This is a genomic window from Geobacillus sp. FSL K6-3411 (assembly GCF_037965715.1).
Taxonomy (GTDB): Bacteria; Bacillota; Bacilli; order Bacillales; family Anoxybacillaceae; genus Geobacillus; species Geobacillus thermodenitrificans.
Genome location: NZ_CP150187.1, coordinates 2623776 through 2639892, shown reverse-complemented (window position 1 = coordinate 2639892; position 16117 = coordinate 2623776). Strand labels below are relative to the sequence as shown.

Here is a 16117-nt window from a genome sequence, read left to right as displayed (position 1 = left end):
ACACAATGAAAGCGGTCATCCAGCGGGCGAAGCAGGCGAGCGTCACCGTCAACGGCGAGGTCGTTGGAGCGATCGATGCGGGGCTTGTCGTGCTTCTTGGCGTCACGCACGAGGATACGGAGGCCGACGCCGCCTATTTAGCGGAGAAAATTGCTCATTTGCGCATCTTTGAAGATGAAAATGGAAAAATGAACCGTTCGTTGCTTGAAGTCGGCGGGGCGGTGCTGTCGGTGTCGCAGTTTACCCTTTACGGCGACTGTCGGAAAGGACGGCGGCCGAACTTTATGGCAGCAGCGAAACCGGATCGCGCCTTGCCGCTTTATGAGGCATTCAACACCTTCTTGCGCGGAAAAGGCATCCATGTCGAAACAGGAGTGTTCGGCGCAATGATGGACGTTTCGCTCACAAACGATGGACCAGTCACCTTGATTATCGACAGCGGTGACAAACCGGGAAACGAATGATGTTTCCCGGTTTTTTTATTTTCAGCGAAAAATGGGAAAGATGAAAACGAACCGGCGGCATAGAAAGGAGGAAAGGCGATGCGGCAAACGGGCAGAAGCAAGCAGGCGCACCGATCGAACGATGTGCTTTCCGCCGATTTCCACGAATGGCTGCGGCTGAAAGCCGAATATAGTGCCTTTGAGCTGGCGTCTGAGTTCGGCGTAACACTAAAAGATGTGCAGACGATGAAAAAACAGTGGTTTCGCCCGTGAACATGGCCAGTGCTAACGCTTCGGGTGGAGGAACGGCGTCTCGCGTGCGAGTGTTTAGGCATAGGTTCTATGGTGTCAAATTGGCTCGTCAGATGGATCTGCTTGTGAGAAAAGGGTGGACATGCGAAAGCCAAAACCAGCTGACCCGTCTCCAGGATGGGATCTTCGATAAATAAAGAGAGCCCCACTCCATTGTGCATCACATGGACACACCGTGCTCCACCCGAAGCTGGTTAGGCGCCATGGAAAAATTTTAAGTTATATCTATTGACAAAATACACACTTCTATATGATAATAAATATCGTATTAAAATCATTTTAATTTAAAGACTAGCCATTGCAGGAGGTAGATGAAGAATGTCTCTCGTAGGGAAAAAAGTAGAACCTTTCAAAGCACAAGCGTATCATAATGGAGATTTCGTTGAAGTTACGGAACAAAACTTCCTCGGAAAATGGAGCATCGTTTGCTTCTATCCGGCTGACTTTACGTTCGTATGCCCGACGGAGCTCGAAGATTTGCAAGACCATTATGCTACGTTCAAAGAACTTGGTGTGGAAGTGTACTCGGTTTCGACCGATACGCACTTTACTCATAAAGCATGGCATGACACATCGCCGACGATCAGCAAAATTGAATATGTCATGATCGGCGATCCTTCGCACCAATTGTCGCGCATGTTTGATGTGCTTGACGAAGAACAAGGTTTGGCTCAACGCGGCACGTTCATTATCGATCCGGACGGCGTCATCCAAGCGGTGGAAATCAACGCTGACGGCATTGGCCGCAAAGCTAGCGCATTGATTGATAAAATCAAAGCTGCTCAATATGTGCGCAACCATCCAGGTGAAGTGTGCCCGGCGAAATGGCAAGAAGGTGCTGAAACGCTGAAACCGAGTCTTGACCTTGTTGGCAAAATTTAAGGAGGCATTTGACAATGCTTGATGCTGACATCAAGGCACAACTCGCCCAGTACTTGCAATTGCTTGAAAATGACATTGTCTTGACAGTAAGCGCGGGAGACGACAACGTTTCCCGCGATATGCTTGCTTTAATCGATGAATTAACGGCGATGTCGCCGAAAATCAAAGTGGAAAAAGCAACGCTTGAACGAACGCCAAGCTTCAGCGTCAGCCGGGTCGGCGAAAACACCGGCGTCACCTTTGCTGGCGTTCCGTTAGGCCATGAGTTTACGTCTTTGGTGCTTGCCCTGCTTCAAGTGAGCGGGCGGCCGCCAAAAGTCAGCGAGGATGTGGTGCGCCGCATTCAACAAATTCGGGGCAAACATCATTTTGAAACGTACGTGAGCTTAACGTGCCATAACTGCCCGGATGTCGTTCAAGCGCTCAACATCATGAGCGTGCTCAACCCTGACATTTCGCATACGATGATTGATGGTGCGGCGTTTAAGGAAGAAGTTGAACAAAAAGGCATTATGGCGGTGCCGACCGTCTTTTTAAACGGCGAGATGTTCGCTAGCGGCCGCATGTCGCTTGAAGACATTCTCGCAAAATTAGGAAGCGAGCCGGACGCTGCTTCATTTGCCGATAAAGACCCGTTTGATGTGCTTGTCATCGGCGGCGGACCAGCGGGTGCGACAGCTGCCATTTATGCGGCGCGCAAAGGCATCCGCACCGGTATTGTCGCTGAGCGCTTCGGCGGACAAATTTTAGATACGCTCGGTATTGAGAACTTCATCAGCGTCAAATATACCGAAGGGCCGAAGCTGGCAGTCAGCATTGAGGAGCATGTCAAACAGTACGATGTCGACATCATGATCCAGCGTGCCAAACGGCTCGAGAAGAAAGATCTTATTGAAGTCGAGCTGGAAAACGGTGCTGTCCTGAAAAGCAAAACGGTGGTTATTTCCACTGGCGCACGTTGGCGCAATCTCGGTGTGCCGGGTGAGGAAGAGTTCAAAAACAAAGGGGTTGCCTACTGCCCGCATTGCGACGGCCCGCTGTTTGAAGGCAAGCACGTGGCGGTCATTGGCGGCGGTAACTCCGGCGTAGAAGCGGCGATTGACCTCGCTGGCATCGCTAAACATGTGACTGTGCTCGAGTTCGCTCCTGAATTAAAAGCGGATGCTGTTTTGCAGGAGCGATTGTATAGCTTGCCGAACGTGACGGTCATTAAAAATGCGCAAACGAAAGAAATTACCGGTACAGACAAAGTGAATGGCCTTACGTATATCGATCGCGAAACAGGGGAAGAGCACCATATCGAGTTGCAAGGTGTATTCGTTCAAATCGGACTTGTGCCGAATACAGAGTGGCTGGAAGGAACGGTTGAACGGAATCGCATCGGCGAAATCATCGTCGATAAACGCGGCGCGACAAATGTTGAAGGCGTCTTTGCCGCGGGCGATTGCACGGACAGCGCTTATAAGCAAATCATTATTTCCATGGGTTCAGGCGCTACTGCCGCATTGAGTGCGTTTGATTACTTAATTCGCCACTAAAAAGAGAGCCGAAAACGGCTCTCTTTTTACAAATGCCCATTCATGCATGATATCAATCAGACGCAGGCAAAGAGCTGTTTCACAGCAAAGACAACTTGACAACGTTCGGCTTTCTCCGTAATATAAAATTACATTTTCTATACGTGATAACCGATGACGGAGAAAAGTAGTTAAGGCCCACATGGCCAGAGAGGAAACGCCTGAGGCTGCGAGCGTTTCTCCATGATGGCTTAACGAAAGACACTCCATAGGTTTCCCTTTGAACGCGCTTTGCGCCAGTAAGGGGGAACGCGCGCCACGCGTTAGCGGCGACAAGAGGAAGCTGTATGCTTCAATTAGGGTGGCACCGCGGGAATGACGCTCTCGTCCCTATCGATGATGGGGATAAGGGCGTTTTTATTTTGGGCAAAGGAGGAAGAGTATGGCTTTTCAAATTCCAAGAGGGACACAAGATTTATTACCGGGTGAAACGGAAAAATGGCAATATGTCGAACAAGTGGCCCGCGACCTGTGTAGACGGTACGGCTATGAAGAAATACGGACGCCGATTTTTGAACATACGGAGCTGTTTTTACGTGGCGTTGGTGATACGACCGATATCGTCCAAAAAGAGATGTATACGTTTGAAGACAAAGGGGGGCGTGCGTTGACGCTCCGTCCGGAAGGAACCGCACCGGTCGTGCGGGCGTTCGTCGAGCATAAGCTGTACGGCAGCCCGAATCAGCCGGTCAAGTTGTATTATGCGGGACCAATGTTCCGTTATGAGCGGCCGGAAGCCGGACGGTTCCGCCAATTCGTCCAGTTTGGTGTTGAGGCAATTGGCAGCAGTGATCCGGCGATTGACGCCGAGGTGATGGCGTTAGCGATGCATATTTATAAGGCGCTTGGTTTAAAACACATCCGGCTCGTAATCAACAGTTTAGGCGATGTAGACAGCCGCCGGGCGCATCGCGAAGCGCTTGTCCGCCATTTTTCTGACCGCATTCATGAACTGTGCCCGGACTGTCAGGCGCGGCTTGAGACGAATCCGCTCCGCATTCTCGATTGTAAAAAGGACCGCGATCATGAACTGATGGCGTCAGCACCGTCGATTTTAGACTATTTGAATGACGAATCGAGCGCGTATTTTGAGAAGGTGAAGCAATATTTAACGATGCTTGACATCCCGTTTGTCATTGACTCGCGGCTCGTGCGCGGCCTCGATTATTACAACCATACGACGTTTGAAATTATGAGCGAGGCTGAAGGATTCGGCGCAGCGGCGACTCTTTGCGGCGGCGGACGCTATAACGGGCTTGTGCAAGAAATTGGCGGCCCGGAAACGCCTGGCATCGGCTTTGCGTTAAGCATTGAACGGCTGCTGGCGGCGCTTGAAGCGGAAGGGATTGAACTGCCGATCCATCGAGGAATCGATTGCTATGTTGTCGCTGTCGGTGAGCGGGCAAAAGATGAAACTGTCCGCCTCGTTTACGAATTGCGCCGTGCCGGCCTGCGTGTGGAGCAAGACTATTTAGGTCGAAAAATGAAGGCACAGCTGAAGGCAGCTGACCGTCTTGGCGCATCATTCGTTGCCATCATCGGCGACGAGGAGCTGGAAAAACAGACAGCAGCTGTGAAACACATGGCGAGCGGCGAGCAAACTGATGTGCCGCTTGGAGAGTTGGCGTCCTTTTTAATAGAACGAACAAAACGGGAGGAGTAAAAAGTGGAACGAACGTATTATTGTGGTGAAGTGCCGGAAACGGCCGTCGGCGAGCGTGTTGTGCTCAAAGGCTGGGTGCAAAAGCGCCGTGATTTGGGTGGGTTGATTTTCATCGATTTACGTGACCGGACAGGCATTGTCCAAGTTGTCGCCAGCCCAGACGTCTCGGTCGAGGCGCTGGCGACAGCGGAGCGCGTACGGAGCGAATATGTGCTAAGTGTTGAAGGGACGGTCGTCGCCCGCACACCGGAGACGGTCAATCCGAACATTGCGACCGGCCGCATCGAAGTTCATGCGGAGCGCATCGACATTATCAATGAAGCGAAAACGCCGCCGTTTGCGATTGCTGATGACACAGATGCGGCGGAAGATGTGCGTTTGAAATACCGGTACTTGGATTTGCGCCGCCCGACCATGTTTCAAACACTTGAGCTTCGTCATAAAGTGGCGAAGGCGGTGCGCAACTTTTTAGACGGCGAACGCTTTTTAGAAGTGGAGACGCCAATGTTGACGAAAAGCACACCGGAAGGGGCGCGCGATTATTTAGTGCCAAGCCGCGTTCATCCAGGGGAATTTTACGCCTTGCCGCAGTCGCCGCAAATTTTTAAGCAGCTTTTGATGGTCGGCGGTTTTGAACGCTATTACCAAATCACTCGTTGCTTCCGCGATGAAGATTTGCGCGCTGACCGCCAGCCAGAGTTTACGCAAATTGACATTGAAATGTCGTTTGTCGACCAAGAAGACATCATCGATTTAACCGAACGGATGATGGCGGCGGTCGTCAAAGCAACTAAAGGGATTGACATTCCGCGCCCGTTTCCACGCATCACGTATGACGAAGCGATGAGCCGTTACGGTTCCGATAAGCCGGATGTACGTTTTGGCCTTGAGCTTGTCGATGTGTCGGAAGCGGTCCGCGGCTCCGCGTTTCAAGTGTTCGCCCGCGCCGTTGAGCAAGGTGGTCAAGTGAAGGCAATCAACGTAAAAGGAGCGGCGAGCCGTTATTCGCGTAAAGACATTGACGCGTTAGCGGAGTTTGCCGGCCGCTACGGAGCGAAAGGGCTAGCTTGGTTAAAAGTTGAAGGAGGGGAGCTGAAAGGGCCGATCGCCAAGTTTTTCGTCGATGATGAGCAAACAGCGCTGCGCCAGCTGCTTGCTGCCGAAGATGGGGATTTGCTGTTGTTTGTTGCTGACGAGAAGGCGATTGTCGCGGCGGCTCTTGGTGCGTTGCGGTTAAAGCTCGGCAAAGAGCTTGGCTTGATCGATGAAACAAAGCTCGCTTTTTTATGGGTAACAGATTGGCCGCTTTTAGAGTACGACGAAGAAGAAGGCCGCTATTACGCCGCCCACCATCCGTTTACGATGCCGGTGCGTGACGATATCCCGCTGCTTGAGACAAACCCAGGCGCTGTTCGGGCACAGGCGTATGATTTAGTGTTAAACGGCTATGAGCTTGGCGGCGGTTCGCTCCGTATTTTTGAGCGCGATGTACAAGAAAAAATGTTCCGCGCTCTAGGATTTGACCAGGAAGAGGCGCGCCGCCAGTTTGGCTTCCTGCTTGAGGCGTTTGAATATGGCACTCCGCCGCATGGCGGTATCGCCCTCGGCCTCGATCGACTTGTGATGCTCTTAGCTGGGCGCACAAACTTGCGCGATACGATCGCCTTCCCGAAAACTGCGAGCGCCAGCTGCCTGCTTACTGAAGCGCCGGGACCGGTCAGTGAAAAACAACTGAAAGAGTTGCATTTGGCTGTGGTGCTTCCTGACCAGCAATAACGGCGTCTGAAAGAGAAACATCAGCAGCAGATGGTTCACAAACGCTGAAAAATGTGATAAAATGAGAACAACCAATCAACCGTCCTGATGTGTTCGTCGGGTCACCCATCGTTTTGACCGAACAGTCGATGATCCGGGAGCCCGGGGTTTCCAAGCGGCGTGCATGCCCCTTCGTTGCAGGGGGGAAGCGCAAACCTTGGAACAGGGCACCCACCTATGTGGGAGCGGGTTCAAAACGAAGGCATCGACGGCACGATTGGGACTGGTATACATAGGAGAATGAAAGAACCATTCCCCCTATGCGAAGCGCATAGGGGATTTTGTTTTGGCAACAAAATGCCGTTGCCACATCGGCTGACTTCATGTAGGATAGAAAGCGGCATAACGATTAATTTCTGAATAAATGGAGAGGAGAACGATGCTGCATCAATTTTCTCGCAATGAACTGGCGATTGGTCCTGAAGGGCTTGAGAAATTAAAAAATGCCACCGTCGCTGTGCTTGGCGTCGGCGGCGTCGGGTCGTTCGCTGTCGAGGCGCTCGCCCGTTCCGGTGTTGGCCGGCTTGTACTTGTTGACCGAGACAACGTCGATATTACGAACATTAATCGGCAAATTCATGCTTTATTGTCGACCATCGGCCGTTCGAAAGTTGAATTGATGAAAGAGCGCATTGCTGACATTAACCCGGCGTGCGAAGTGATCGCTTTGCAAATGTTTTATACGGAAGAGACGTACGAGCAGTTTTTTGCTTATAACTTGGATTTTGTCATCGATGCGTCCGATACGATTATGTATAAAGTGCATTTAATGAAGCAATGCCTTGAGCGCGGCATCCCGATCATCTCAAGCATGGGAGCGGCGAACAAAATGGATCCGACGCGTTTTCGCATTGCTGATATTTCGAAAACGCACACCGATCCGATCGCCAAAGTGATCCGTGCGAAACTTCGTAAAGAAGGCATCCGCCGCGGCATTCCGGTCGTCTTTTCCGACGAGAAACCGGTGAAAATTCGCGAAGACGTCCGCCAAGTCGTCGGTAATGATGCCTCGCCGATTCGCAAAGCGAAAATGCCGCCATCATCGAACGCTTTCGTCCCGTCAGTTGCCGGGCTCATTATGGCGTCGTATGTAATTAACGAACTGTTGAAAGACATCCCGATTGCTCGTGTTGGCGAATGAAAACGTAATTGGTCATAAACAAGAGGCTGACTCAAAAGGTCGTTAAACCGACCTTTTGGGGACAGCCTCTGTTTCTTTTCTTTACTATTTGGTTATTTATTCCTTTTTTGAAACGAGAATTTCTCCTTATTTCTGAATTTTATCCTGTTTTTTCTTTGTTGGATCGGTTGTGGCCGCCCACTTTCTCAAATTGTGAGCAGCACAAATAAGCCCCCATTCCAAGGTAATTTTTGGGAGCCCTCTTAACAAAAAGCGCTGAAATTGCTGGTTGTGCTTGATTTGCCCAAACACCGGCTCGTTTTCGATTTGTCGTTTTCGGTACGTCGCCGCCCCTTCTTCCGTGGACAGCCGTTTACGGATCTCTTGCCGTTGTTGTTGATTTCTCAAGGAAACGCGGATGGTTTTCGTGTCTTTGCCTTTGGCGCATGTCGCCTGAAACGGGCATCCGGCACAAGCCGTACAACGATACGTCCGTTTGACGGTAACGTACCCGTTGTCGGTCGTTTCCTTCCGTTCATACACAAACACCAACCGTTCCCCTTTGACGCAAATCCACTCATCCAGCTCCTCATCATACGTCATGTTCTCGATTCGGCCGATCTCCTTCGCCCACGCTTTCGTTTGTTCCCGATCCAACGTGTTGTACTTGATCAGGGCGACTATCTCCTTTTTCTCACAGTACGTGTAGTTCTCCTCACTCCCATAGGCGGAATCCGCAATGGCTTGTTTAGGCATTGGACGCCCATAGGCGGCCAATTGCTCCAAATGCGGAATGAAACATCCGGCATCCCCTGCCCGTTGATGCACGCTAAATCCAGTGATGAATTGGTTCTCTGTCCCAATCTGCACATTGTACCCCGGTTTGAGCTGGCCGTTTTTCATATGGTCGTCCTTCATCCGCATAAACGTGGCATCCGGATCCGTTTTCGAAAAACTGTTCCGTTCGCCTAATCTTTCTTTGTATTCTTCATATTTTTTCTTACGGGGGAGAAGATCTTGTTCCAATTGCCGTTTGGCTTTCTTTAACGTACGATTCTTCGGCTCTTTCTTTAGGCGCTCTTCCACTTGTTCGATGACGGCTTCGATCCTTTCGGACGTGATCGGTGAAGCTTCCAGCTTTTCTTGAAAATCCCCCTCTTGTTCCGCCTCTTCATCTTCTTTCGTCACCTGTTCGATCGAGGCAACGATTTTCCGGAATTTCTCCTCCAGTTTCTGATCGTACTTTTCCGTTGATTTGCGCCAAACGAATGTATATCGGTTGGCATTGGCTTCGATTTTCGTTCCATCCAGAAAATAATCCTCTAACTTGACCAGCCCTTCTTGACGCAGAAGATCGACAATGGAGAAAAACGTTTCGTAAATGATGTCCTTCATCCGTTCCGACCGAAATCGGTTGATCGTGCGAAAATCCGGTGTTTGATGGCCGGATAGCCACATAAAGTAAATGTTTTCTTTCAACTGCTTGGCGATTTGGCGAGAGGAGTAGATCCGATTGGCGTAGGCATACAGGATGACTTTCAACATCATTTTCGGATGATAGGCTGGACGCCCTCCGCCAAGATAGAGGGAAACGAACAGAGCCGGATCCATTTTTTCCACTGCCAGATCCACAATCCGGCAAAGATGATGTTTGGGAATGAAAATTTCAAGATCCATTGGCAAAATGAGTTGATCTCGGTTATAATAAATGTACATAAGAAAACCGTCCTTTCTTTGGTAGGGTTGTGGTGACTCTATTATACCAAAAGAGGAACGGTTTTCTTCTTTTTTATCCAAAAAAGTGTCCCAAAAGCGAACGCTATGCGAACACTTTTGGGACATCCTCTTGTTTTATTATGAATGAGCCATTGGTTCGTTTTGTTCGCCCGTTTCCGCAAGAAGTAGATGTGCGAGAGAAAAGCGTTCACCTTCTTCAGAAGCAAGCTGGCGGGCGCGAGTCATAATTTTGATGAGCGCCTCGTAATCTTCTTGAACGGTCATCTGTCGTGCCTCGAGGCGCGATAGCTTTTGTGCCAGCTGCTCGTTGCGCGCTTGCCATTCGGCTCGTTCGCGTTTCAGCCGCTCATTTTCCTGGCGGACGGTCTCCAACTGTTCCGCATCGCGCCGTAGCGTTTGCAAAAAGGAAATGCATTGGTCGAGCGTCAGCGGAGCAGCCGGGAGAAACGGGGATGACCCTTCGGCAGACGTGTTCTTATCAGGAACACTCAATGTGATAGCGTTCGCTTCTTTTTGCCATTTTTTCACCATCTCTAACGCTCGTTTTCGCTCTTTTCGTTGCTTTTTTGCCTGTTCAATGGCGTCGAGATACCGTTTCCGCACTTCGGCGTTCCAGCGGAAGCCGCATGCTGCCGCTGTCCGGTGCAACTGTCTTCCGACCTCTTCAAAAGCGGCGAGTTGGGTCTTTCCTTCGCGTATGTATTGCAGTACCGTCTCAGCGAGCAGTACGTCTTCTTCGTGTGACCATGCATCTTGTCTTGTTTTCATGCTGTCCACCCCGCAAAGATAATGTTGATATGATAATAGTTTTTCCGTTGTTTTTCTAATTTAAACTTCGCTCCCTTCATTTTTGCCATTTTCCCTCCTGCTTATCCAGCGTTGCTCCAACGGTGCTTGAACAAAGATGTAAGGCGCGAGCTGCTTCAACATAACGAAGCTGCACAGTCTCAATCAACCAGTCTACTACATAGCACTAAAAGGAGCGGGCGTTTTATGACATGGGCAGTAAGGTTGTATTTGACGAAGCGGCCGCTGTACAATGAAACGAAGGAGGGGTCAGCATGCGAAAAACGACGGAACCGTTGGCAGTACGGATGCGGCCGCGGACGATTGATGACATCGTTGGGCAGGAACATATCATCGGACCAGAGACGCCGCTTTATAAAATGATTAAGAAAGGGTATGTGCCCTCGCTATTGCTTTACGGGGAGCCGGGGACAGGGAAGACGTCGCTCGCTTACGCCATCGCCCGCACTGCCGAGCGGGAGCTGATCGCCATCAATGCGACGTCAGCCGGAAAGAAGGAGATCGAAGAGGCGGCCGAAGCGGCTCGTTGGTCAGGCAATGTCCTTTTGTTTATCGACGAGATTCACCGCTTGAATAAGGCGCAGCAAGATGTGCTGCTTCCACATCTTGAATCAGGGCTCGTGACGTTGATCGGGGCGACGACGGAAAATCCGTTTCATGAGGTCAATCCAGCGATCCGCAGCCGCTGTGGGCAAATTCAGCAATTAAAGCGGCTTAAGCCGGCTGATATACTCGTGATTTTGAAACGAGCGCTTGCTGACTCGGAACGCGGGGTCGGAGAGACGCCGGTGATCATCGCTGAGGAACTGTTATGGCGCATTGCCGAGGCGGCCGGTGGGGATGCACGCGCAGCACTCTCTCTTCTTGAGGCGGCGGTCGCCGCTGCTGATGAACGCGACGGGTGTTTGTATATTGATGAGAACATCATAGCGTCGTGTACCGCCAATCGAGGGTTTACTCATGACAAATACGGCGATACATACTATTCGCTGCTTTCCGCGTTTCAAAAAAGTGTGCGCGGCAGCGATGCCGATGCTGCGCTTCATTATTTGGCGCGCCTGCTTGAAGGAGGGGATTTGGCCGCCGTCTGCCGGCGGTTGCTCGTCATTGCCTACGAAGATATCGGGCTCGCCAACCCGATGATGGGGGTGAAAGTGCAGGCAGCCGTGGAGGCAGCGGAGCGGATCGGGCTGCCGGAGGCGCGCATTCCGCTCGCTGTTGTGACGATTGAACTTTGTTTGAGCCCGAAATCAAACAGCGCCTACAAGGCGCTTGATGCGGCGTTGGCTGACGTGCGAGCCGGCAAGCTCGGCGAGATTCCGGATCATTTAAAAGATGCTCATTATAAAGGAGCGTCCATACTTGGGCATGGCCAAGGCTATTTATATCCGCACGATTATCCAAACGGCTGGGTAGCTCAAGCCTATTTACCCGTTTCTATTGAAGGAACTCGCTATTATGAACCGAAAGAGCATGGCGAGGAGAAATATTATGCCAAAGTGTACCGACGGCTTCAGCAGTTGAAACAAGAGGACAATGTTGAGCCGTGAATGGAAGAAGCATTTATGATATAATAACACAGGCGATTGGCTCAACAGGGGAGGCGCATCCATAATGGCTCATAACGATATCCCATGGCTGCGTTGGGACATTGCCTTTTTCGGTTTGCTCGCCATGTCATTTGGCATCGTGTTGACAATTACAGCCGATATCTGCTGCGTACCGTGGGATATGCTTCATATTGGGTGGCAACGACAATTTGGTTTGACGATCGGCGCGTGGTCGATCATTGCCGGGCTGATAGTGCTTGCGGCTTCCTCATTGCTCGTAAAGCGACCATCGCGTCTTGGCGCTTTTTTGAATATAGTGACGGTTGGAATTTTGATCGATGGATGGATGATAATTCCATATCTCAAAACACCTGAATGGCCGCTTGAGCAATATGCAATGGTAATGTCGGGCATCATAGTGATTAGCTATGGCATGAGGTTATATATTTCTGCTGGCGTTGGTGCTGATCCACGCGACAGTTCCATGCTCGCCTTGACCGTGCTGACTAGGTGGAAGGGAGCGTACATGGGAATGGAAGCGCTCGTGTTGCTTATCGGTTGGCTGCTTGGTGGGCCGATGTTGTTTGGCACGCTTCTTTTTTGCGTGATGATCGGCTCGAGTGCCGGCTTGGTGTTGCCGCAATACTGGAAAAATAACCAGCCGTCTGCTTGGAGTGACAAGCGCTCACGTGGAAGGGTTAAGTCGTTAGGGGGGATATGATGAAAATCTCGACGAAGGGCCGGTACGGGTTGACGATTATGATCGAATTAGCCAAAAAATATGGGGATCGTCCGATTTCGCTTCGTTCGATCGCCAGGGCGAACAATTTATCCGAACATTATTTGGAACAACTTGTCACGCCGCTGCGCAACGCTGGGCTTGTCAAAAGCATTCGTGGGGCGTATGGCGGTTACGTGCTTGCCGAGCATCCGGCCAAAATTACGGCCGGCGATATTCTTCGTGTGCTTGAAGGACCGATTACTCCGGTCGAGGAACTTGAAGAGGAGGAGCCGGCAAAGCGTGAGTTGTGGATCCGCATCCGTGATGCGGTCGAGGAAGTGCTTGATAGCACGACATTGGAAGATTTGGCGAAGTATAACGACGGAGATGAAGGAGCATATATGTTTTATATTTAAGCGATAGAAAGGAGAATGAGCGTTGGAACGGATTTATTTGGACCATGCCGCCACGGCTCCCGTGCATCCAGATGTGGCAGCCGGTATGGTCCATTGGATGACCGAACAGTTCGGCAACCCGTCAAGCATCCATTATTTTGGTCGACAAAGCCGCCGTGCGATTGACGAAGCAAGGGCAACCATCGCTCGCAGCCTCGGGGCGAAAGAGACAGAAATTGTGTTTACAAGTGGCGGTACGGAAGCGGATAACTTTGCGCTCATCGGGACGGCGATGGCCAACCGGGGGCGCGGCAATCATATTATTACGACTGCTATCGAGCATCACGCTGTATTGCGTGCTTGTGAATATTTGGAAAAACAAGGGTTTGACGTGACGTATTTGCCGGTTGATGAACAAGGGCTTGTGTCGGTCGATGATGTAAAAGCTGCGCTGCGCGATGAGACGATTTTAGTGTCGGTCATGTTTGCCAACAATGAAGTTGGTACGATCCAGCCGATCCGTGAAATCGGCGCGTTGCTTCGTGATCACCCGGCCTATTTTCACACCGACGCCGTCCAAGCGTATGGGCTGCTCTCCATTGATGTGAATGAATATGGGGTCGATTTGTTGTCACTTTCAAGCCATAAAATTAACGGTCCGAAAGGAAGCGGGGCATTGTATGCTCGGGAGACGGTCCGCATTACTCCGCTGCTTTTTGGCGGTGAACAAGAGCGGAAACGGCGCGCTGGCACGGAAAACGTCCCCGGTATCATCGGTTTGGCGCGGGCAGCGGAAATCGCCGAGCGGACGAGGGAGGAAAAGCATAAACAATACACGGCTTGGCGCGAGGCAATGCTTGATATTTTTCGCTCAGCGGGCATTGACTATGTAGTTAACGGAAGTCAAGACGGTCTGCCGCATATTTTAAACGTTGCTTTTCCGGGAACGAACGTTGAATCGCTGCTTGTGAATTTGGATTTAGCCGGCATCGCCGCTTCAAGTGGTTCGGCATGTACGGCCGGTTCGATCGACCCATCGCATGTGCTTGTTGCCATGTGCGGAAAACAGTCGGAGCGCATCCGCTCGTCCGTTCGTTTCAGCTTCGGACTGGGGAATACGAATGAGCAAATTGAACGGGCCGCAGAAGAAACGGTAAAGATCGTCAAACGGCTCACGAACCAGTGAGGGGTGAAGCAGCATGAACAAAGCACCGCATGAAACGCGCGTTGTTGTTGGCATGTCCGGCGGAGTTGACTCATCTGTCGCTGCGCTATTGTTAAAAGAGCAAGGATATGATGTGATCGGCATTTTTATGAAAAACTGGGATGACACCGACGAAAACGGCGTCTGCACAGCGACGGAAGACTACGAAGATGTCGTGCGCGTCTGCAACCAAATCGGCATCCCATACTATGCAGTCAACTTTGAAAAGCAATATTGGGACAAAGTGTTTACGTATTTTTTGAATGAATATAAAGCTGGACGGACGCCGAATCCGGACGTGATGTGCAATAAAGAAATTAAGTTCAAGGCGTTTTTGGAGCATGCTATGTCGATCGGCGCCGATTATGTCGCGACCGGCCACTATGCCCGCGTCGAGTTTCGCGACGGCGAATACAAAATGTTGCGCGGGGCCGATCCGAACAAAGACCAAACGTACTTTTTGAACCAACTTGGCCAAGCTCAGCTGTCGAAAGTGATGTTCCCGATCGGTCATTTGCAGAAAGCCGATGTCCGTCGGATCGCAAAAGAAGCGGGGCTTGCCACCGCTGGGAAAAAAGACAGCACCGGCATTTGCTTTATCGGTGAGCGCGATTTCAAAGAGTTTTTAAGCCACTACTTGCCGGCTCAGCCAGGGGTGATGAAAACGCTCGATGGCGAGGTGAAAGGGCGGCATGATGGAGTGATGTATTACACGATCGGCCAGCGTCACGGACTTGGCATCGGCGGCAGCGGCGAACCGTGGTTTGTCGTCGGCAAAGATGTGCGCGAAAACGTGCTTTACGTGGCCCAAGGGTTTGAAAACGAATATTTGTATTCCACTTCGTTAAAAGCGGTGGACGTCAATTGGGTGTCCGATCGCAAACCGGAAGCACCGTTCCGCTGCACGGCGAAATTCCGCTACCGCCAGCCGGATATCGGTGTCATGGTTCATCCGCTTGCGGACGGCAAGGTGGAAGTCGTCTTTGATGCACCGGCGCGGGCGGTGACGCCGGGGCAGGCTGTTGTCTTTTACAACGGAGATGAATGTCTCGGTGGCGGCACGATTGACGAAGTGTTCCGCAACGGTGAAAAGCTTTGGTATGTCGGCTGATTGCACGAGCGGAAGAAAAACCTCAACCCGGAGTCGGGTTGAGGTGTTTTTTGCAATTGCTCGAAAAGAACGAACATATGTGCTAAACTAGAAGTAGGAGGGATGAGCGTGGCCAATCTCAATGAACAGGGGTTAGCGCATATGCGCGCAGGAGAGTACGAAGAAGCGCTTCGCTGCTTTTCTGAAGCAGTGAATGAACATCCGGATGACCCGGCTGGTTATATTAACATCGGTACCGTTCTTGCCGCTGCCGGCGAGGAAGAGAAGGCGCTCGAATGCTTCCGACAGGCGCTTATGCTTGATGAGCGAGCAGCGGCAGCCTATTATGGCATCGGTACGGTCCACTACAGGCGCGAGCAGTTTGCTCAGGCGAAAGATATGTTTGAACGGGCGCTGGCGCTCGGGCTGAATGATGCGGATACGCATTTTATGCTTGGAATGTCATTATGTCGGCTTGAGATGCCGCGCTTGGCGCTGCCGTATTTGCAGCGGGCCGCTGAACTGAATGAAGAAGATGCCGAAGCGCTCTTTCAACTTGGTCTTTGTCTCGCTGCTCTCGATTATGTCGATGAGGCGAAACGGTATTTCGAAAAAACGTTGGAACGGAATCCGCGCCATGCGGATGCGTACTACAATTTAGGCGTCATTTATGCGTACAAAGATGATCTGGCCGCTGCCCGTGATTTATTTGCCGCCGCTTTAGATGCCAACCCGGATCACGTGCTCGCTGGGTACGGAAAGAAACTGATGGAAAAGCGGCTTGCGCCGTAAAAGGCAGGG

General features: G+C 51.2%; 15 protein-coding genes, 1 other RNA gene and 1 other annotated feature. Of the genes, 14 read left to right on the top strand and 2 right to left on the bottom strand.

Annotated elements, in window-relative coordinates:
• Positions 1-5: 5 nt before the first annotated feature.
• The 8 genes from dtd (at position 6) to NSQ22_RS13435 (ending at position 7833) form a co-directional block, all read left to right on the top strand.
• Entirely contained in the window at positions 6-464 is a 459-nt protein-coding gene (dtd, locus tag NSQ22_RS13470; protein ID WP_008881035.1) for a D-aminoacyl-tRNA deacylase, read from the top strand.
• Between the two features lie 78 nt (positions 465-542).
• The gene (locus NSQ22_RS13465) at positions 543-716 is read left to right on the top strand and encodes a hypothetical protein (protein ID WP_008881034.1); all 174 of its coding nucleotides are present in this window, start codon (positions 543-545) and stop codon (positions 714-716) included.
• 357 nt (positions 717-1073) lie between these two features.
• Positions 1074-1637 (top strand): alkyl hydroperoxide reductase subunit C, encoded by a 564-nt coding sequence (gene ahpC / locus NSQ22_RS13460; protein WP_008881033.1) that lies wholly within the window; start codon positions 1074-1076, stop codon positions 1635-1637.
• A 14-nt stretch (positions 1638-1651) separates the two neighbouring features.
• Complete coding sequence (gene ahpF / locus NSQ22_RS13455) at positions 1652-3175, top strand: alkyl hydroperoxide reductase subunit F (RefSeq protein ID WP_339263624.1); 1524 nt, start codon at positions 1652-1654, stop codon at positions 3173-3175.
• 144 nt (positions 3176-3319) lie between these two features.
• Positions 3320-3549, top strand: a binding site (T-box leader).
• Positions 3550-3596: 47 nt separating this feature from the next.
• Positions 3597-4877: a histidine--tRNA ligase gene (gene hisS / locus NSQ22_RS13450; protein WP_011887886.1), complete on the top strand. Its 1281-nt coding sequence runs from the start codon at positions 3597-3599 to the stop codon at positions 4875-4877.
• A gap of 3 nt (positions 4878-4880) precedes the next feature.
• Positions 4881-6653 carry an aspartate--tRNA ligase gene (gene aspS, locus NSQ22_RS13445; protein ID WP_029760673.1) on the top strand — a complete coding sequence of 591 codons (1773 nt, stop codon included), beginning with the start codon at positions 4881-4883 and terminating at the stop codon, positions 6651-6653.
• Positions 6654-6731: 78 nt separating this feature from the next.
• Positions 6732-6920: non-coding RNA, 6S RNA (ssrS, locus tag NSQ22_RS13440), on the top strand.
• A gap of 151 nt (positions 6921-7071) precedes the next feature.
• Positions 7072-7833 (top strand): tRNA threonylcarbamoyladenosine dehydratase, encoded by a 762-nt coding sequence (locus tag NSQ22_RS13435; RefSeq protein ID WP_060476077.1) that lies wholly within the window; start codon positions 7072-7074, stop codon positions 7831-7833.
• Positions 7834-7959: 126 nt separating this feature from the next.
• Here NSQ22_RS13435 and NSQ22_RS13430 read toward each other — a convergent pair whose 3' ends face one another.
• Together NSQ22_RS13430 and NSQ22_RS13425 are read right to left on the bottom strand one after the other, a co-directional pair.
• Positions 7960-9528 (bottom strand): IS1182 family transposase, encoded by a 1569-nt coding sequence (locus tag NSQ22_RS13430; RefSeq protein WP_087959916.1) that lies wholly within the window; start codon positions 9526-9528, stop codon positions 7960-7962.
• Positions 9529-9666: 138 nt separating this feature from the next.
• A complete protein-coding gene (locus NSQ22_RS13425) occupies positions 9667-10317 on the bottom strand; it encodes an RsfA family transcriptional regulator (protein WP_008881028.1) in 651 nt (216 codons plus the stop codon).
• Between the two features lie 293 nt (positions 10318-10610).
• Here NSQ22_RS13425 and NSQ22_RS13420 point away from each other — a divergent pair, with 293 nt between their 5' ends.
• The 6 genes from NSQ22_RS13420 (at position 10611) to NSQ22_RS13395 (ending at position 16108) form a co-directional block, all read left to right on the top strand.
• Positions 10611-11906, top strand: a complete 1296-nt coding sequence (locus NSQ22_RS13420; protein ID WP_008881026.1) for a replication-associated recombination protein A — start codon at positions 10611-10613, stop codon at positions 11904-11906.
• 64 nt (positions 11907-11970) lie between these two features.
• Positions 11971-12627 (top strand): membrane protein, encoded by a 657-nt coding sequence (locus NSQ22_RS13415; RefSeq protein ID WP_060476075.1) that lies wholly within the window; start codon positions 11971-11973, stop codon positions 12625-12627.
• Complete coding sequence (locus NSQ22_RS13410) at positions 12627-13043, top strand: Rrf2 family transcriptional regulator (RefSeq protein WP_008881024.1); 417 nt, start codon at positions 12627-12629, stop codon at positions 13041-13043. The genes NSQ22_RS13415 and NSQ22_RS13410 overlap by 1 nt, the downstream gene beginning before the upstream one ends.
• Before the next feature lie 22 nt (positions 13044-13065).
• On the top strand, positions 13066-14208 hold the full coding sequence (locus NSQ22_RS13405) for a cysteine desulfurase family protein (RefSeq protein ID WP_008881023.1): 1143 nt from the start codon (positions 13066-13068) through the stop codon (positions 14206-14208).
• A gap of 13 nt (positions 14209-14221) precedes the next feature.
• Complete coding sequence (gene mnmA / locus NSQ22_RS13400) at positions 14222-15337, top strand: tRNA 2-thiouridine(34) synthase MnmA (RefSeq protein ID WP_081156967.1); 1116 nt, start codon at positions 14222-14224, stop codon at positions 15335-15337.
• Positions 15338-15445: 108 nt separating this feature from the next.
• A complete protein-coding gene (locus NSQ22_RS13395) occupies positions 15446-16108 on the top strand; it encodes a tetratricopeptide repeat protein (RefSeq protein ID WP_008881021.1) in 663 nt (220 codons plus the stop codon).
• The last annotated feature ends 9 nt before the right edge of the window (positions 16109-16117 follow it).

Bases quoted from the DNA above. Each gene is read 5' to 3' on its own strand.
- ahpF (WP_339263624.1), top strand. From the start codon at position 1,652: ATGCTTGATGCTGACATCAAGGCACAACTCGCCCAGTACTTGCAATTG.
- NSQ22_RS13465 (WP_008881034.1), top strand. From the start codon at position 543: ATGCGGCAAACGGGCAGAAGCAAGCAGGCGCACCGATCGAACGATGTG.
- ahpC (WP_008881033.1), top strand. From the start codon at position 1,074: ATGTCTCTCGTAGGGAAAAAAGTAGAACCTTTCAAAGCACAAGCGTAT.
- mnmA (WP_081156967.1), top strand. From the start codon at position 14,222: ATGAACAAAGCACCGCATGAAACGCGCGTTGTTGTTGGCATGTCCGGC.
- NSQ22_RS13410 (WP_008881024.1), top strand. From the start codon at position 12,627: ATGAAAATCTCGACGAAGGGCCGGTACGGGTTGACGATTATGATCGAA.
- NSQ22_RS13430 (WP_087959916.1), bottom strand. From the start codon at position 9,528: ATGTACATTTATTATAACCGAGATCAACTCATTTTGCCAATGGATCTT.
- NSQ22_RS13435 (WP_060476077.1), top strand. From the start codon at position 7,072: ATGCTGCATCAATTTTCTCGCAATGAACTGGCGATTGGTCCTGAAGGG.
- NSQ22_RS13420 (WP_008881026.1), top strand. From the start codon at position 10,611: ATGCGAAAAACGACGGAACCGTTGGCAGTACGGATGCGGCCGCGGACG.
- hisS (WP_011887886.1), top strand. From the start codon at position 3,597: ATGGCTTTTCAAATTCCAAGAGGGACACAAGATTTATTACCGGGTGAA.
- NSQ22_RS13425 (WP_008881028.1), bottom strand. From the start codon at position 10,317: ATGAAAACAAGACAAGATGCATGGTCACACGAAGAAGACGTACTGCTC.
- NSQ22_RS13415 (WP_060476075.1), top strand. From the start codon at position 11,971: ATGGCTCATAACGATATCCCATGGCTGCGTTGGGACATTGCCTTTTTC.
- dtd (WP_008881035.1), top strand. From the start codon at position 6: ATGAAAGCGGTCATCCAGCGGGCGAAGCAGGCGAGCGTCACCGTCAAC.